This window comes from Enterobacter cloacae complex sp. 397G4 (genome assembly GCF_050031515.1).
Lineage (GTDB): Bacteria > Pseudomonadota > Gammaproteobacteria > Enterobacterales > Enterobacteriaceae > Enterobacter > Enterobacter hormaechei_C.
On record NZ_JBLGWE010000005.1, the window covers coordinates 1 to 14,951 of the forward strand.

Below are 14,951 nucleotides of genomic sequence, written 5' to 3' on the forward strand. Positions count from 1 at the left end.
ATGTGTTATCACCTTCATATTGCCTCAGGCACGATTCCGGCTTGTTTTACAACCTTAGCGAATGAAGCGGGACTGGCGACGGTTTCAAAAGCCGGTAATCTCTCAATCACTCGTGCTACCCGAGCGGCACACACGCTGGCCGCGTGGGGATTGATCCAGTACAAGCTCATTTGGGATAAAGTCACCAAGCAGTATTTCCCTGCTGAAATAGAAGTCACGGAACTGTTTTTCGATTTTATAGGTGTAGGCGCGGATGCGTTTAAAAGAGCACAAAATCAACAGTTAGCATGGATAAATCGCGGACTGTTAAAGAAGGGGGAAGCCGCGATCAGCCTTACAGAAGCACGTAGACGCCAGAAACAGCAGTATCTCGAAACTACCTGGAAGCGCCGTAAAGCCTCTCAGGAAATGAAGAAAATTCAGAGAGCGGCCAAGGTTGCTGTGGCGAAAAAAGATGAAGAGCTGCGGCATATGGTTGCCAAGCAGATTCAAAGTGAAATCCGGCAGGGATTGCATGAAGGTATCGATTTAGCTTCGGTGAAACACCTTCTGAATAAGCGCATCATGTATTACCGTACCGTCGCCAGTTCTGACGACCCTAACACCGCCTGACCTACCTTTTTCAGCTTATCCGTATCAACGGAGGCTTTGCTACGCCTCTAACATGGCTCTGGTCAATAAGTAGTCACCAACACGCTATTCCCCCCGACTTACCACGCTGAAAAAACCGTTTTGAGATCCGTTTAAATAAGTTATGAACATATAGATGCAAATGGTTTTTTTTATTGTATGCAATCAGAAGGTTAGATGCGTGGAGACAGTCCTTTTCTTTTAGAGAACAAGAAATATAAATATAAGAGCCTTACAGCTCTGGATAAGTGACCGCCCTTGCAGCGACGTAAACGTCGCGCCGGTTCGGTTTGTCGCTACGCTCCTAAGTAGCACCCGCAAGCGGGCAAATCGCTGAACATTCCTTTTGTCTCCGACCATCAACCAACAACACCGCTTTACGTTCCGTGGCTTCTCAAAACCCGGTCTTACAGGAAGGAGGGGCAAATTGCGCTTCTAACGCTCACAGAAACGTTTTAGGTATTAGGGTATATGTCAGGATGGAAAAACAACTGATCGCCTCAGGAATGGCGTTTACGTGCCTATTTTAAGTTAAAACCGGCAACGCTCGCCGCAGACTCATGACCGAGCAGCGCGAGCGAATGAGCGAGGAAGCGTAAGATCGTCAGGATTAACAAAGAAAGGAGGACGCGCGGAGGTTCATTGGTGGCCGTTTTTAGGTGTCATGTCGAAGATACCTAATACCGGAATAATTTCTTGGCTCGCACGGCCAGTTAGCACCAAAAAATGTCGCCAGATCCCGTATGGAATAGGCATTTCGCCGCTTTTGAAAGCGCGTATACGGCGTCCGGCTTGTTTGCCGTGTAAACCCAATAATGCGGCCAGCTTATCTTCACTGTCGTACTCAGTGAACACTGTCTGGAATTGCCCGAACCACGCACGGATAAGTTCCGGTGCCGGTGCTTGCCATCCCTCGTTCTCCCTCAGTAAATGTTTATCACCGTATATGGCCGCGTTGAAATCGGGCACAGATCCATAGCGCGGAGCATTTAGGTTATTCCGCAGTGCGTTGCACCCACGTTCGACACCATCACGAAGCAAAATCAGGCGTTGTTCATTGGTATCTGGTAACTCGATTGTTATCGTCATTAAAAGCCCCTCACAACGATTTAAAAGAAAGGGCAGTATGTTACTGCCCTGTTTTAGTAGCGTGCTTACGCGTTAGGTTTAGAGCGGTTTTAGCGCGATATGCTTAATATCAGAAACACGGATGTTTACCAGCTCCAGTGTACCCGTGGCTAAGGGTTCCCATTTGCCCGATGAGTGAATGTGCATCAGGCAGTAGTAAAGATATCTAGGCAGAACAATATCTGTTCTGAATACCTTTATTCCTATATGCTCTGGATTGAATGTATAGGTTGGTTCCCCCACGGATTTTAAAGAGCCTCTACGCACTACCCAAAAGTCTGCATCAGGGAAGCGGGTAGCAATAACAGCAACATCTTGCAGTCTCATCGTTACCTTAGTGAATACTAGCCTTCCAGAACTGGCGGCTTTCTGTTGATCCACTGGTAAACTATATCAGGCACATCACATAAATTCTCTAAGGTATCTTATGTAAATCCTACAGGTTTTCTTGGTGAATCCTTGGGGAATCCGTAGGATTTATGTAAGGACTCTTTGAGTTATTTGTTTGCAACTCGCTCTGATTGCAGTAGCTCATAAAGGCCGGATTCATGGCCGGGTGACAAGTTGATATTCTTTATCCCGAATCGCTCAAGCACCTTCTGAAAGTGTGCCAAATCAAGTGACTCCGGGTGCTGTTCGTAGAGGTTGGAATACAGAGGTTCGTCGCTTTCTGGCTCGATCACCAAAAAAAACCATGACATTGGACTGTCCCAACCTAGCAGAACGTCAACTTTCCCACCGGGAGTTAATCCGGTTAGTCTATGCTGACTCATGTGATACCTCTTTTATACATCCAAAAGGAATCCTAAGAATTCCCCAAGGGAATACTTAGGAAATTTAATGAAATCCTAGATCCCCCCTTCCCTTTCCAACTTTTCGCGTAATGCTTCCATAATGTAATTGGAGAAATCCAGATTTGTTTTGTTCGTATCTCGCAGCTTCTGATGGGCGTCAAAATATGTTGTTGGGATCGCTTTCAGTGTTTTTGTACGCACTGTACGTTGTGCCGGTGCTGCATTATTCTTTTCAGTATTAACCTGTAGAGGCGCTTCATTTCCAATATTGAGAGCGGCATCGAAGATAGATTGTTTATTTTTCATTTGGAAACCTCTTGGGATTCTTAAGGGTATCTATAGGAAACCTAAAATACATCCTATAGATTTCCTACGGATTCCCATTGTACATCAAATTCAGCTTTCAGCTAAAGCCCGTAACTCTTTTACCAGTTCGATAACTTCTCGCCCTGCTTGTGAGCTACGGCCATGCTTAATTTGTGTCACTCCCATTCCTTTTCGTAGTGAGTCTGTAAACCCATAGCGGCCTTTGCGGTATGACAGTCTCCCGTTCAGTAACGTCATGTGCTGAACTTTTTTCATGGTGTCGTCCATGTCCGGGAAGTGTTTCTGGTTAGGTTGCGTTTTACACATCAAAACGTGAGCCTGTATATCTCTGCCCGTCTGCTTTGAGATTTCAGCCAGAACGGTATCGAAGGTAGCCAAACCGATCTGCTCAGTAACATCGTCATTGGCCGGAACGATTATCACGTCAGCAACGGCTATCGCAACGCGGTTAATATCAGCATCAAACCCGCCGCAGTCGATAACAGCCGTTTTCCCTTCCTCATCTACTTTCTTAAGATGTGCCAATAATTCCGCTTTATCTGAAACGGTCACTATCGGCCATTTTTTATCGTCCGGGCGCAGTCTGTTGATTACGCTCAGGCTGTTATGTAAATCCAGATCGAACACTACATCTGGATTAATTTCATCAATGATATGTACACCTGATGTAGTTTTTCCAACCCCACCTTTTGAGATCGAAATTGCATATATAGCCATTGTTACGCACCCCTGTTTAGTGATTCCTTTGGTCATATTACATAAATCCTTAAGGTGTGCAAAGTAAATCTTTTGTGTTTCCTTTGGAAATCCCTCGGGTATCCCAAAACCCAAAAAAAACCGGACTGTTTAACAGTCCGGCGATCTGGCCTAAACCAGTGATTAGAGAGAGTGAGAGAGTTTAGCGTAGGTATACGCGCCCTCTAGCGTATCGGCATGAGAGAGGATGTATTCCCTCAGCTCCTTGTATGCCTGATAGATTGCTGGCTCACTTGATTCACCCGCAACGAGCGACAAAACGTCAAGTGTTACGCCTAGCCCCAGTTGCTGATTATCCAGCGAGATAGAGAAGTTATCGAATCTGACCAGATAGACTTTCTTTATCAAAGGGTACAGGTAGAAGCCTTTGTCTGTTACATGCTGTAACCCCCATTCCTGACTTTCTGGAATGGTAGTACCAGTAATTCGCATTTCATAGAACGTTTCAATAAGAAATTGGAGCATGACAACTTTACTGCGATGCTCGGTATCCTCTAACAGTTCTGCCATGAGATTACGAGTAAAGACTTCGCCCTGAGTGGTTGGGGGGTTTGAGGTATGTTTCATAATGGCTCCTTGTGGGAACCATATCGCCACTGGCGATATGGTTCGCCGTGGCATGAAGGGATTAAGTGTGCGTTTCAACCGGGTATAGCGCACGTTAGCCGGTGTCCTATGATAGCAAGGTGACGTAAAAACGTCCAATATGAAGAGGGAAGTACATTGGGAATCCATTATAAATCTATAAGAAATCCAAAGGAAATCTTATGGAGTCCTGAAAGGTTTTCTTTCCGGTTCTGTTGTTAGGGTGTCAACATTGAAAGCATTGCGGGATCTGGCGGGAATGTAAACTGTATTCCCCGGTTCCGGCCTATCCCCACATCGAGGGCAAACACCCTCAGGTAGTGTTGTGTGCTCTTAAAATCCCGGTGTCCCATATATGCCTGTAATGTAGCGGGAAGCGCACCATGCATCGCCAGATGCATAGCAAAGCTATGTCTCAGTGTTTTGGGGGTGATCCCCGGAATGGAGAAGCGTATTCCGTGCTGCTGGCATTCATCCAGTGCGATATTCATCCAGTTCCGGGCGGTGTCGTCTGTTATCCCCCATACCGGTTTAGTCCGGTGGCGTGTAAATGTCGCCAGATGGTCACGCAGCCTTACCGTAAAGGCTTCATCCAGCAGTGGTACAGCCCGTTTTACCGGCTGATTTTTGCGTGGCCGTCCGGGGCGCGGCTGCTGGCGCTGTTTGAGGGTGTGCAGCACCACGAACGGCCTCGCGGCATCGAGAACAATATCTTCCGGGGTGACGGCCAGCGCTTCATTGATCCGTGCGCCGGTGTTCCAGATAAGGTCAAACAACATGCGCTGGCGCAGGTCTGCAACGGCATCGAGTAACACGGCCACTTCCGGGGCAAGCAGATAGCGCGGGTATCCTGTCGTGGCGGCTGCGAGCTGGCGCAGGGCATAAGCCAGCGTGTAATCCATTCCCACCGGCACGGCAGGGGGAACGTTATGTACCGAAGCGACGCTACGTGAATTCTGCAAGATTTCGCGGGGTAATGTGGTCAATTTTTTAATCTCCGCTCAATGCCGGTTACGTGACTGTTACGTATCTATTCTGACGTAAACCGGAAAACCGGGCGCGGGTAAAAACTCCGCTGGCCGTAAATCGTGGACGGTTAAATCACCCCGTTACGGAGTTTAACCGAATGGCCGGGGCGGGGCAGACACAAACACACCCCCACGGTTGAAAGAAACCCGCCCCGCCCGACACAATATATAGTATGTCCGTCAGCTGCGACCGATACAACATATAGCGTTATCCACAGAAACGGGGCCGATAAGTGCGGCGGTTCGGTGGAATGGGCGTTTTACCGAACAGGGCTAAACAGGATGAATTGCTGATGTCAGCGTGTTAACTGCGAAATAGGCCACAGTGATTGCCAGCGCGAGGCTGAATCCTATTGTCATCACAAACACGGCTAGTTTACGCAGAGCACGGTTTGGTTTTGGGATTATGGATAACGCTAAAAAACCGCCAGACAACATAAAAAGACCTGTAAGGAACGGAAGCAGCATATTCACCTTCACTCTTTCAAAATTTATTCTGATTATATACGTTAGTAATCATATGAATCATGGTTAAATGAGTGCCAGTGCATACTTAAAATAGAGGAGTAGGCTATGTTCGATCAGATTACCGATGGAGTGCATTTTGTAACGGCACTGATCTTATCAGTAATTATTTGGGGATTATGTCTTGCCGTTGCGTGGTATTACCATTTCAGTGAGGCGCGGCGTTACTCATGGCATAATAACTCGTTGGCTGATTTTATGGATCTGATACCAAATTGGTTGATGAACACAGTTCTTGTTGCATGGTTTATTGTGGGGACGTTTCCCATGCTGAACTATGTTGCCGATAAAGCGCAGTTCGGTGGTGTTGTAGGCCGCGCTCGCGAGCTAAACATGTTCGATGATCGACCGTGGTATGGTGTTGGCGGTTATCAGTTCCTGATTGTTGTGGTGATCCTGATAGTGGGATACCTGATTAACTGGTATCGAAACAAGTGACGTTAACTCATTTAAAAGTTATCCAGTAAGCAGAACGGGAAAGGGGATTCCCCGTTCTGCTATCACTTTCTCTCTCCGCAGCGCATCAAGTAGGGAATTTTCGCTATCATTTTTGCGGCGGCCAACCGACCGGCACCATTCAGAATGATAGCATTTCAATCAGATCTATTTTCTGGCTTACCAGCGCCGCGATGCGGCTCGGTCAACCCCTCGACCGCACGAAAACAAGTTTCGTGTCAGTCTCGCGGTTTTAGTTATCGTTCTTCTCGTCCTTGTTTGTGGGCGGAACGCCGTGCTTCAGCAGTAAATCGCTTATGGCCTCGTCCAGTAGTCGGCTTTTAGGGATGCGAGTCTTGGCGGCCAGCTCGTCGAACAGCGGTACGAGATGATTGTCGAGCGAGGACGTGAAGCGGCGGCGGTTTTTCAGAAAGGGTTCAGCCATAACGTTAAGGTTCCATTGTGAAATGAAACTAGTGTAAAGGGCTGCTAGATAGATTAAACTGGTTGCAAATAGTGCCTATATAGTGTCAAAATGCAAAAAATAGCAACATCAGGGAAGGTTTGGTTTAGTCGCCGTTACTGGCGACTTTTTTTATGCGGGATCAGGTGTTCGTAACAATGGCATCAAGAGCAGAAATGATTTCATTTCTGGATGAGGCTATATTGCATATAAAATCTTTATTATTTATTTTCTTCGCCTCTAAAAATGTTATTGCAGGTAAGAATACATAGAAATCAGATTTATTAATTTTAACAAGTGGATTTATTCTTTTCTTATTTAGGTCAATATCATTTTTCGATACCAGAGGAACGACAATCCTTGTCGTTAAGTCGTCAAAGTAATCATTCTGGAGAATAAGGTAGAACGGCCAAAGTTTATTCGTTTTGGCCGATGGATTGCGGTATACATCAAATTGCTTTGGCATTACAGACTCCCAAAGAAATCGTCATCTGTTAGCATTCCAGCCTTTGCCATAAATTGGTTCATGGCTTGCATATCTTTTTTTTCTTCTTCACGCTCAACATTTTTTGCTTCAATTGCTTGAGCGAGAAGGGTATCCAGTGTTGCCGACAGGTTCATGTCCATACTCCGGGCTTTATCAACCAGTGAGGCTGTCAGGTATACGTTAGTGCTTCTTTTGGTGCTGTTACGGGTGGAAGCGGCAGTATTCATGGTGCTTACTCCTATGCGCAATGGTATGCGCATAAGTATGAGGGATGATTGGATAACAATCAAGCATCCTGCTTTAATCGATTTTTATAGTATGAACTTATTTATTAGCTCTTCGCCATTTCCAAGGTTCAACAGCTTTAGGATCAGACCAAATCCCTTTTTTTTCAGAGCGAGCTTTATTCTCTAATGTTACATATTTTTCATTAGTCGGTTTTCCGTGATAACGGTACGCCCATGCCATGCCGGTAGTAACCATCTTTTCATTAATACTATCGGGAGAGTATACCTCCCCAAGAATACGACCATAACGATCACTGCCATGTGATTTTACATTTACCCATTTATTAGCAGTCAGCATGGTTAACATTTGTCGTGAGCGTTGACCATAAGGTTGTGATTTTTCAGGTGCATCTATACCCTCAAGCCGTATTCTACTTATTTTATTACCTTCTTGAAGGACGTCTAAGGTATCACCATCGAGAATCCTAACGACTTTCCCTTCAATATCTGCGAGTACGCTTAACGGTAATGCTATTAATAAAAATAGAAACTTAAATTTCATTATTTACTTCCTTCATTTTTAAATCTGCTAATATATTTAAATCCTGTTTGGATAAGGTAAGTTATTACACTGGCAATAAATAATGTAAGTAACGCATCGTAATATTGCTTTGTTAAAACATGAAAGGAAGCAGTAATCATTGATACAATTATTATCGATATAGTTAGTGATTTCATTTTCAATTTCTTCCTATGTAATACTAAATAGTTTACAAACTAACACCATTTTTAGAGAAATGCCAGCTTGTATAACTTGTTGAACAAACGTGAGTTTGCTATGATTACCTTACCGGACAACGTGCGCTATACCCGGTTGAAACGCACTTTCTAAACACATCGACCAAAGGCAATCATTACGCTGCCTTTGGCTGCGTGATGATTTGCCCTATGAGGTAACATCATGTTCGATAATCTCGAAAAACCTATCTATGACTTTCAAACCCGTCTTAATTGTGAATGTGTAGAAGCAGAAATTGATAGTTCTGTTATTACTTTGCAATACACCGGGCGCGATTCATACCAGAACCTCGATGCTTATCTAAGCGAACGCAGATCCGTTCTGCAAAAACTAAACCTGGATGATTTTACCGATCCGAAAGTTTACAAGCGTGCTTGGCTTTTTGATCGCGTTGTTATCCATGCTTGCCTGTATCCTGATACACGCACTGCTGATGTAACATTCTTCATGCTCAAACGTGAAGCTCTTGTTCATTTAGACGTGGAACACGTTGTATTAAAGTACAGAAAACACTTAGCTGATAAAGCATAAGTGATCGTAGGGATTGAGTTTATACTCAATCCCTTTTTTTTATTCTGAATCAGGCTTACACTGTAAAAGCCAGAACGGGGTTTCACTGGCTTCTAACCCCACATTAATTCTTTCCCAAAGGCTACTGCGTGGCCTTTGGCTGCGCAGAACGCCCTATAAAGAGGGTATCTGTATGAATACTTCCAATAGCGCTATCCCTGTAATTGAATCTGTTGTGGCCTCACACAGAGAGCGTATGCGTTTTCTTCCTTCATATCTGAAAACGCCGCGTAATGTCATGCTGTTTGAGGGGCTGCTTTACACCATGATGGATAAACTATCAGATGAGTATTGCGGAGGGCATTGGGAAATGCACCACGTAACCAATGGTGCTTTCTTTATGTCCCCAACGGATCAGGAAACATATCATTGCTCATGGTCAGGTAATTACTATGAAGGTGATATGAGTGCGGAGGCCGCTGGAATTACGGCAACATTGTTTGCCTTATGGCATCTGGTTGCTAAGACTCAGGATCAAGGTCTTTATCAGTTGTATGTACATCTTAAGGATTTTGCATATGAGCATAAAGAGAGCGGCCATATATTAGCTGCTATTGACTAATACTGGCCGAACGGTCAGATCACCGGGGAAATTATTCCCCGGTTTTTTTCTCTGTCAGGGAGCGAGCCAGTTTACCCGCTTCGCTAACGCTACTGGCGAACTCTGAACGAAAGCGGTTGATAGGTCTGAACAACTCCCGTCTTTGCCTGAAATATTCACTCTTAGTTATATTTCCGCACTGATATAATTTTCGGAGTTCACCATGAGCTTCATCGCACAGAATATTGACGCGAACGAACATCAGAACAGGGGGGCAGGGCATAACGCCAACCGTTATTTTCGTTGGGTTAATGAAAGCTGATAAATCAAGAGAAGCGCTTATTGGATTATTCTTTAGGGATTTTTTTAGTGATTTTATTTGGCCTAAATAGAAATCCTGTAACTCTTTTAACGTAGTCTCTGTATTGGGTAAAGATTCCTTGTAATACACTGCCAATGCGTACTGACTTTTATCAGCATATTTTTTTATATTGGATAATGTAAAGGCTCGGGCTAACCAATAAGAAATTTTCTTGCCGCAAGGAACACGGCTAGTTACATTATCTTTATTAAAATCATCATCCCACATTAACACATTAACTATATCGTGAAATGTAATCGGGATTTTAACTATCTTTTCCATAATCAGCTCTGCTTTTGACAATGTTTATTAGGTCATGTTTGGTTGTCAGCCTGTTTTGCATCCCGGTGAAAAAAATAGCTATATCCAAATGAAGTGGATAATTTTCGCGCTCTTTGGTTATGAATTCTAATGCTATTCTTTTATATTCATCAGAATTAGGCGCTTGTAGTAATCTCAAAACAAACTGACATTGAGTAGGCGATCCATGCTGCGCCGCCCATTGAAGTACAGCCTCAAAATCAAATCGCTGTACGTTCTTTTTGGTGTTGTCCAATGCTGCCACAAACTTTAATCTACCTTGATTGTACTCGTATGCCCCATCAACAGGATCGTTACAGCGAACGCCCTTCACAGGGCGTTTGTCGAAAGCGAGTTCCCATAGGCCAATATCCTGATTAAAAGCGTAATCGGCAGGGGTTGCGAGTCGAATCAATTTGCTCATTGTCCGTCAGTTCCTTCGGTGTCGGACAATTCTTCTAAGCGGTTTCGTAGTAACTCAGCAATATCTTCTTCCGGGTTGTCAATATCCTCAGGATTGAGATCCAACAGTGACAAAATGGCTGAATACTGCGAGCGGGATAAAGCCAAGCGATATTGAGGCTCTTTCTCTTGTTTAGGCTTGCTTCTGTTAAGCAGCTCGTTAATCACTTTTTTAGCCGTTTCACCACCTTCAAGCCGCTGCCGTAGCTCCTTCATATCATCTTCGGCTACCTTATCTAATTTTCCGATAAGGTTAAGATCGCCAATAAATGACTCTTGGACTAATTTCTGCTTAGGCTTGGCGAGTCGAAAAACGCTCATATATTTACTGACTACTGTTTTATTAGATAAACCATGAGCTGCAATTATCTGGTCAGTGGTCAGTCCATTATCTTTATCTGTTTTAATAGATAAGGCACGTTCGAAGATATTTAAATCCCGGCGTAGAGAGTTTTCAGTTGCATGATCAAGGTGCTCAATAACCTTATCATCATATGATTTTATTTCGCACTCTGTCTCTATTTCTTCTCCTATTTCTTTCTCTAGCTCACTGCCAGCGCGCCAGCGTGATTCACCTTTAAGTATGACAAATTCATTTTCATTAGCTCCCGGCTTAACAACAATACGTTCACGAATACCGTATAGCGAGCCATCCGGCATTCTCATACCAATAGATTTTTTCAATTTTTCAATATGTTCACGCGCTACAGGGCTTTCCCAATCGCGGCGATCCTGCTTCTTATTGGGCGTCAGTTGAGACAGTTTTAATACTCTAATTTCTGACATTTTTAGTCCTCTTTTTTGCCAATACTAGAAATAAGGTCACTACCTGAAACGGGATTTTTAACGGTTTTTTCAGGTTTTACGCCCTTAACTTTTTCAGAAAGCATCCTCACAAATTCTGGATCTTCCTCAGGGTTAAAGTGCACCTTCTCTACAGTTTCAATATCAATATTATCAATATCGTTCTGTTTTTTACCAGAAAGAATTTCTTCATTTATCTGATTTTCTGTAACCTCTTGATTTATGATCTTTTCTTGTCTAGTGATAGCCTCATTACGTGAAGGTAACGATACTTTTTCTTTTACATTTATCCAGCTTGTAAAAAGATATTGCGCTAAACCTTCATTATTCATGAATACACCAACACGTTTATTCAGGCTAAGTATAGAGTTTGTGTTGATAAGGTTTTCTTCTTCTGATCCTATCATTCTATTACCAGTCCATTTTTCGGCACCGAATCCATCAGTATCAACCTGCTCCATGCGTGTTGTGCTTTTTAGGATAGTACCAGTATTATTTGCGACCCATTCAGCGGTATCAAAAGAACATTTATACGAGAGGGTTATTAGAGTGTTAGTCTCAACCTGATTTTTAAGGGCTTCTTTATCTACTGTTTGGTCTGGAACGTTTTTAATATCATCACGCTCTTGATATGCAAGAGACATGTTTGCATCTTTAGAAAGGATAGTTGCTAATGCGCTTGCAACAGTTGCAGATATACAAAACTTAGCTTCATCAAGAGCAGCATAAATATGTTTCGTGTGTTTTTTTCTAATGATGCAATCTTTCCATTCAATTAACAAAGCCGTACAAACTTCGCGTATTAAATCATCGTCCTGCCGACCTTTTATATAAACAATAGAAGCATTCTCTAATTCCTTTTGAATATTGAAACCTTCACCTTTTTTAGGGAATAAATGGGGAAGCAGTTTCCACTCATCTAATTTAGTTCTTATATTTAATGTGTTTTCAAAAATCCATTCTTTTTTTGCATCAGGAACCGCGTTGTCTTTTCCATTAAGAAGTTTATCTAGATGTTGTAAAGTACCGTCCCAATAGTTAGTCAAAAATGTCATTATCTGGCGGTTAATTTGCTTATAATGATCTGCTGTAGTACCTGTATTGGATAAACCAAAAACCTTATTAAATCTCTGTAAGCGTTCTCTTAATAATCCATGTTCGAATGGTGCATATGAACCAATGCTTTCACCAGTCAAATCTAAAATAACTGGCAGTGGTTTATTCCAATCCTTGCAAGATTGCACCATTACTGAATAGATAAAATCATCTGGTTTCTGGTCAAAAAACCAAACACCCCAACCTTTCCAGATTGCTTGGTCAATAAGAACTTGTTGAATTACACCTTTTCCTGTTTGAGTTGCACCGAGTATTTTTAAATTTTTAGATTTAAACTCTTCATCGGATACATATATTGGTTCATCATCTGGATTGAGTCCCATAAATACAAAATCATCTTTATAGTATTTCCGATTGTCAAAGGTCTTACTTGCGTATTTATCCTTTTCAACGCGAATATCACTAAGGCTATCTCCAGTTTGCGATACCCTATATTTACGTTTCCAAGCAGAAATTCTAGGTGTTATAAATCGCCTATAAACTAGATGAATTAAATATGGAACTAAGAATACAGTGATTAATGATATGACGGAACTGACGTTTAATACTTGGTTTAACACATTTCCGTATATCAATCCTAAGTACTCTAAACCATCGTCTTTACCGAAAACGTTCAGCGAAACAAGAAGTACAAAGCCATTGAACATTAGAACAATCAAAACATAAAATACGAGTAACTTTACGCGCAGATAACTAATAATGTGATCCATTACACTTAGGTCTGATTTCTTAGTTACATGACCGCTGAATGTGAACTGTATTAGCACGGCCAGTATCAAAAGAAACAGATAAGTAAGCCCCGGATAGGCATGATCGTACACCCACCTTAAGAAACCCACTCCGTCAAAATTCATAGTCATTCCTTCCTTACTGTCATCAACACACAACCTACACCGTATCACTGAAAGTTTACTCCGCGTAAACTTACGTGACTTCAAGGTCAAGCCCCATGAGTTTACTCTGCGTAAACTCTGGTTATTATTTAATCACTTTTGGCGATTAAATGATAACCAAACCCCCTATTTTTGTCCCTATTTTACCCTATTATTATTCATAGGGTGTAAAATATAATCAAAAATAGAAGGTCAAGGGCATGTTTCGAGCGTCTTATCAAAAACGCCTAAGCGTTTTTGAAGCGACTTACGAAACACATTGCGGGGATGTTTTCTGGACGAAAACAACCCCTTAGGGATTCCGCTCGCCGCTCCACCCCCTTTCATTTCTGGTCGGCTGGACGCCTCCCGACAATGAAATTCCCCCGCGCGGCGTCAGCCGTCTTCGACGACTGACCACCCCCCTAAGGGCGCTGCGCATACGCGGCACTTTCGCTTTGCTCAAGCACCGTGTATGCTTGCCCTTAGTGTCGTGTCGCCCCGCACCGGGCGAAAAGGCGCGAATCGGCGTATACGCCTCAAGCGCGCTTTTCTTGGTGCGTGACTCACTCCACTTTCGGGTTGCGGCGGTTCCCCCTAGCGGGGAACCTTGCACCACCCTAAGGGGGGTGGTCAGTCGTCTCGCCTTTGGCTCGCGCCCTGACGCCGCGCGGATGACGCGGATTGAACGCTTCGCGTCCTGCCATTCCCCCTGAACGGGGGATGACAGGATAGACCGGAACTTTTTGCGTGGGCGCAAAAAATTCCTTTGTCCCCGCGTGGGCGCGGGAACAATCTATTCAATTTCTTTTAAGGGCTTTACCCGCCCCCTCAGGGGGCTTGTTGGTGCTCTATGTATGAACGTTGTTATACACATATGCACAATCGTTATGCGCCGTCTTACGGCGTCGCACCACTCCCGCTTAACCTTGCAACGTTATCCGTTGTAAGGTTTCGCTGGTTTACGCTCAGGTGTATATGTGCATAACGAATTTTTTTGACAGGAGCTAGCTTTGAACACATTTGATATTAACGCTCAGAAGCGTGAGAAAATTGTCATATGGCTTGCCAAGTTTGGTTTCTCTACACGCGATCTGTTATCAAAAATGTTGAGTGTTAACGTTGACGGGCAAGGAGCATTTTTTAAAAAGTTAGTTGAGAGTGGAATTACGAAAGAGGAGTACGTACCCGGAACACGTAAGCGAGTTATCACTCTGACACCTGACGGCGTTCAACAAGCAAGAATTTATCAACCCGATCTTGAAGTAAAATCTCTGCGTAAGTTTCCATTACATACACTCATTCATAGTTATAGTATCCAATCCTTTTTAACTACTCAGAAAGGTGTTAAGGATTTTTTTAGTGAAACCGAGTTAGCCAAAAGAAAATTTATTCGCAGACCTGATCTGCTAATCGTCAATGATGCTGGCGTTAAGATAGCGATTGAAGTTGAGTTAACACAGAAGGACGTTAACCGGGTTTACTTCAACTTTTATGGTCACGTTCAGGATTGGCAGCAGGAAAGAATAGACCATGTGATTTATTTGTTTTCTTCTCCAACGGTTTTAGCCAGATATGAAGAACTCTATCAAAAGAATCCTTGGCCTAAATTTATTACAACTGATGGAAACGTTCGACACATGAGCAGATCGGGATCTGTTGATCCCTCACACGCTCACACTCATGGGCTGATGTATTTTCATAAGTTTGAACCTTACGCCTTGTAGGAAGGAGTTTTGAT

21 protein-coding genes are annotated in these 14,951 nt (G+C 43.3%); 5 read left to right on the forward strand and 16 right to left on the reverse strand.

Annotated elements, in window-relative coordinates; all coding sequences use genetic code 11:
- The coding region (repA, locus tag ACQG1Y_RS25995; RefSeq protein WP_032442035.1) for a plasmid replication initiator RepA at window positions 1–612 on the forward strand (612 nt) is incomplete at its 5' end.
- A 657-nt stretch (window positions 613–1,269) separates the two neighbouring features.
- Here repA and ACQG1Y_RS26000 read toward each other — a convergent pair.
- The 8 genes from ACQG1Y_RS26000 to ACQG1Y_RS26035 form a co-directional block, all read right to left on the reverse strand.
- Entirely contained in the window at window positions 1,270–1,719 is a 450-nt protein-coding gene (locus tag ACQG1Y_RS26000; protein WP_002353196.1) for a hypothetical protein, read from the reverse strand.
- Between the two features lie 78 nt (window positions 1,720–1,797).
- On the reverse strand, window positions 1,798–2,085 hold the full coding sequence (locus ACQG1Y_RS26005; RefSeq protein ID WP_002353197.1) for a hypothetical protein: 288 nt from the start codon (window positions 2,083–2,085) through the stop codon (window positions 1,798–1,800).
- A gap of 170 nt (window positions 2,086–2,255) precedes the next feature.
- Window positions 2,256–2,459 carry a hypothetical protein gene (locus tag ACQG1Y_RS26010; protein WP_002353168.1) on the reverse strand — a complete coding sequence of 68 codons (204 nt, stop codon included), beginning with the start codon at window positions 2,457–2,459 and terminating at the stop codon, window positions 2,256–2,258.
- Between the two features lie 147 nt (window positions 2,460–2,606).
- On the reverse strand, window positions 2,607–2,858 hold the full coding sequence (locus tag ACQG1Y_RS26015) for a hypothetical protein (RefSeq protein WP_002353177.1): 252 nt from the start codon (window positions 2,856–2,858) through the stop codon (window positions 2,607–2,609).
- A gap of 90 nt (window positions 2,859–2,948) precedes the next feature.
- Window positions 2,949–3,632: a ParA family protein gene (locus tag ACQG1Y_RS26020; RefSeq protein WP_002361549.1), complete on the reverse strand. Its 684-nt coding sequence runs from the start codon at window positions 3,630–3,632 to the stop codon at window positions 2,949–2,951.
- A 126-nt stretch (window positions 3,633–3,758) separates the two neighbouring features.
- The gene (locus ACQG1Y_RS26025; RefSeq protein ID WP_032442017.1) at window positions 3,759–4,202 is read right to left on the reverse strand and encodes an antirestriction protein; all 444 of its coding nucleotides are present in this window, start codon (window positions 4,200–4,202) and stop codon (window positions 3,759–3,761) included.
- Between the two features lie 236 nt (window positions 4,203–4,438).
- Window positions 4,439–5,206 carry a tyrosine-type recombinase/integrase gene (locus tag ACQG1Y_RS26030; RefSeq protein ID WP_002353199.1) on the reverse strand — a complete coding sequence of 256 codons (768 nt, stop codon included), beginning with the start codon at window positions 5,204–5,206 and terminating at the stop codon, window positions 4,439–4,441.
- Between the two features lie 315 nt (window positions 5,207–5,521).
- Window positions 5,522–5,716 (reverse strand): hypothetical protein, encoded by a 195-nt coding sequence (locus ACQG1Y_RS26035; protein ID WP_002361476.1) that lies wholly within the window; start codon window positions 5,714–5,716, stop codon window positions 5,522–5,524.
- Window positions 5,717–5,821: 105 nt separating this feature from the next.
- On the opposite strand from ACQG1Y_RS26035, the gene ACQG1Y_RS26040 reads away from it, so the two are divergent.
- The gene (locus tag ACQG1Y_RS26040) at window positions 5,822–6,211 is read left to right on the forward strand and encodes a hypothetical protein (protein ID WP_002353184.1); all 390 of its coding nucleotides are present in this window, start codon (window positions 5,822–5,824) and stop codon (window positions 6,209–6,211) included.
- Window positions 6,212–6,461: 250 nt separating this feature from the next.
- Here ACQG1Y_RS26040 and ACQG1Y_RS26045 read toward each other — a convergent pair whose 3' ends face one another.
- The 4 genes from ACQG1Y_RS26045 to ACQG1Y_RS26060 all read right to left on the reverse strand — a co-directional run bounded on the left by ACQG1Y_RS26045 (window position 6,462) and on the right by ACQG1Y_RS26060 (window position 7,947).
- A complete protein-coding gene (locus ACQG1Y_RS26045) occupies window positions 6,462–6,653 on the reverse strand; it encodes a ribbon-helix-helix domain-containing protein (protein WP_002353195.1) in 192 nt (63 codons plus the stop codon).
- A 160-nt stretch (window positions 6,654–6,813) separates the two neighbouring features.
- A complete protein-coding gene (locus ACQG1Y_RS26050; protein WP_032442018.1) occupies window positions 6,814–7,137 on the reverse strand; it encodes a CcdB family protein in 324 nt (107 codons plus the stop codon).
- Window positions 7,137–7,385: a type II toxin-antitoxin system CcdA family antitoxin gene (locus ACQG1Y_RS26055; protein ID WP_077261114.1), complete on the reverse strand. Its 249-nt coding sequence runs from the start codon at window positions 7,383–7,385 to the stop codon at window positions 7,137–7,139. Before ACQG1Y_RS26055 ends, ACQG1Y_RS26050 begins: the two co-directional genes overlap by 1 nt.
- A gap of 97 nt (window positions 7,386–7,482) precedes the next feature.
- Window positions 7,483–7,947 carry a thermonuclease family protein gene (locus ACQG1Y_RS26060; RefSeq protein WP_032442020.1) on the reverse strand — a complete coding sequence of 155 codons (465 nt, stop codon included), beginning with the start codon at window positions 7,945–7,947 and terminating at the stop codon, window positions 7,483–7,485.
- Between the two features lie 399 nt (window positions 7,948–8,346).
- Here ACQG1Y_RS26060 and ACQG1Y_RS26065 point away from each other — a divergent pair, with 399 nt between their 5' ends.
- The gene (locus tag ACQG1Y_RS26065) at window positions 8,347–8,715 is read left to right on the forward strand and encodes a hypothetical protein (protein ID WP_002353166.1); all 369 of its coding nucleotides are present in this window, start codon (window positions 8,347–8,349) and stop codon (window positions 8,713–8,715) included.
- Between the two features lie 172 nt (window positions 8,716–8,887).
- Entirely contained in the window at window positions 8,888–9,316 is a 429-nt protein-coding gene (locus ACQG1Y_RS26070) for an antirestriction protein (protein ID WP_408939313.1), read from the forward strand.
- A 31-nt stretch (window positions 9,317–9,347) separates the two neighbouring features.
- On the opposite strand, the gene ACQG1Y_RS26075 is transcribed toward ACQG1Y_RS26070, so the two are convergent.
- From ACQG1Y_RS26075 to ACQG1Y_RS26090, 4 genes are read right to left on the reverse strand one after another with little or no spacing between them, the layout of a single operon-like run.
- Window positions 9,348–9,884 (reverse strand): hypothetical protein, encoded by a 537-nt coding sequence (locus ACQG1Y_RS26075; RefSeq protein ID WP_032442037.1) that lies wholly within the window; start codon window positions 9,882–9,884, stop codon window positions 9,348–9,350.
- Between the two features lie 37 nt (window positions 9,885–9,921).
- On the reverse strand, window positions 9,922–10,380 hold the full coding sequence (locus ACQG1Y_RS26080; RefSeq protein ID WP_021519638.1) for a hypothetical protein: 459 nt from the start codon (window positions 10,378–10,380) through the stop codon (window positions 9,922–9,924).
- On the reverse strand, window positions 10,377–11,204 hold the full coding sequence (locus ACQG1Y_RS26085; RefSeq protein ID WP_032442021.1) for a ParB/RepB/Spo0J family partition protein: 828 nt from the start codon (window positions 11,202–11,204) through the stop codon (window positions 10,377–10,379). The genes ACQG1Y_RS26080 and ACQG1Y_RS26085 overlap by 4 nt, the downstream gene beginning before the upstream one ends.
- 2 nt (window positions 11,205–11,206) lie before the next feature.
- Window positions 11,207–13,192 (reverse strand): hypothetical protein, encoded by a 1,986-nt coding sequence (locus ACQG1Y_RS26090; RefSeq protein ID WP_032662460.1) that lies wholly within the window; start codon window positions 13,190–13,192, stop codon window positions 11,207–11,209.
- A gap of 1,031 nt (window positions 13,193–14,223) precedes the next feature.
- Between ACQG1Y_RS26090 and ACQG1Y_RS26095 the strand changes: the two genes are divergently transcribed.
- Window positions 14,224–14,937 carry a hypothetical protein gene (locus ACQG1Y_RS26095; RefSeq protein ID WP_032442022.1) on the forward strand — a complete coding sequence of 238 codons (714 nt, stop codon included), beginning with the start codon at window positions 14,224–14,226 and terminating at the stop codon, window positions 14,935–14,937.
- Window positions 14,938–14,951 lie beyond the last annotated feature (14 nt).

Coding starts and splice junctions, on each gene's coding strand:
- ACQG1Y_RS26015 (WP_002353177.1), bottom strand. CDS start 2,858: ATGAAAAATAAACAATCTATCTTCGATGCCGCTCTCAATATTGGAAAT.
- ACQG1Y_RS26045 (WP_002353195.1), bottom strand. CDS start 6,653: ATGGCTGAACCCTTTCTGAAAAACCGCCGCCGCTTCACGTCCTCGCTC.
- ACQG1Y_RS26000 (WP_002353196.1), bottom strand. CDS start 1,719: ATGACGATAACAATCGAGTTACCAGATACCAATGAACAACGCCTGATT.
- ACQG1Y_RS26065 (WP_002353166.1), top strand. CDS start 8,347: ATGTTCGATAATCTCGAAAAACCTATCTATGACTTTCAAACCCGTCTT.
- ACQG1Y_RS26055 (WP_077261114.1), bottom strand. CDS start 7,385: ATGAATACTGCCGCTTCCACCCGTAACAGCACCAAAAGAAGCACTAAC.
- ACQG1Y_RS26050 (WP_032442018.1), bottom strand. CDS start 7,137: ATGCCAAAGCAATTTGATGTATACCGCAATCCATCGGCCAAAACGAAT.
- ACQG1Y_RS26005 (WP_002353197.1), bottom strand. CDS start 2,085: ATGAGACTGCAAGATGTTGCTGTTATTGCTACCCGCTTCCCTGATGCA.
- ACQG1Y_RS26085 (WP_032442021.1), bottom strand. CDS start 11,204: ATGTCAGAAATTAGAGTATTAAAACTGTCTCAACTGACGCCCAATAAG.
- ACQG1Y_RS26060 (WP_032442020.1), bottom strand. CDS start 7,947: ATGAAATTTAAGTTTCTATTTTTATTAATAGCATTACCGTTAAGCGTA.
- ACQG1Y_RS26040 (WP_002353184.1), top strand. CDS start 5,822: ATGTTCGATCAGATTACCGATGGAGTGCATTTTGTAACGGCACTGATC.
- ACQG1Y_RS26070 (WP_408939313.1), top strand. CDS start 8,888: ATGAATACTTCCAATAGCGCTATCCCTGTAATTGAATCTGTTGTGGCC.
- ACQG1Y_RS26025 (WP_032442017.1), bottom strand. CDS start 4,202: ATGAAACATACCTCAAACCCCCCAACCACTCAGGGCGAAGTCTTTACT.
- ACQG1Y_RS26010 (WP_002353168.1), bottom strand. CDS start 2,459: ATGTCATGGTTTTTTTTGGTGATCGAGCCAGAAAGCGACGAACCTCTG.
- ACQG1Y_RS26020 (WP_002361549.1), bottom strand. CDS start 3,632: ATGACCAAAGGAATCACTAAACAGGGGTGCGTAACAATGGCTATATAT.
- ACQG1Y_RS26090 (WP_032662460.1), bottom strand. CDS start 13,192: ATGAATTTTGACGGAGTGGGTTTCTTAAGGTGGGTGTACGATCATGCC.
- ACQG1Y_RS26035 (WP_002361476.1), bottom strand. CDS start 5,716: ATGCTGCTTCCGTTCCTTACAGGTCTTTTTATGTTGTCTGGCGGTTTT.
- ACQG1Y_RS26080 (WP_021519638.1), bottom strand. CDS start 10,380: ATGAGCAAATTGATTCGACTCGCAACCCCTGCCGATTACGCTTTTAAT.
- ACQG1Y_RS26075 (WP_032442037.1), bottom strand. CDS start 9,884: ATGTGGGATGATGATTTTAATAAAGATAATGTAACTAGCCGTGTTCCT.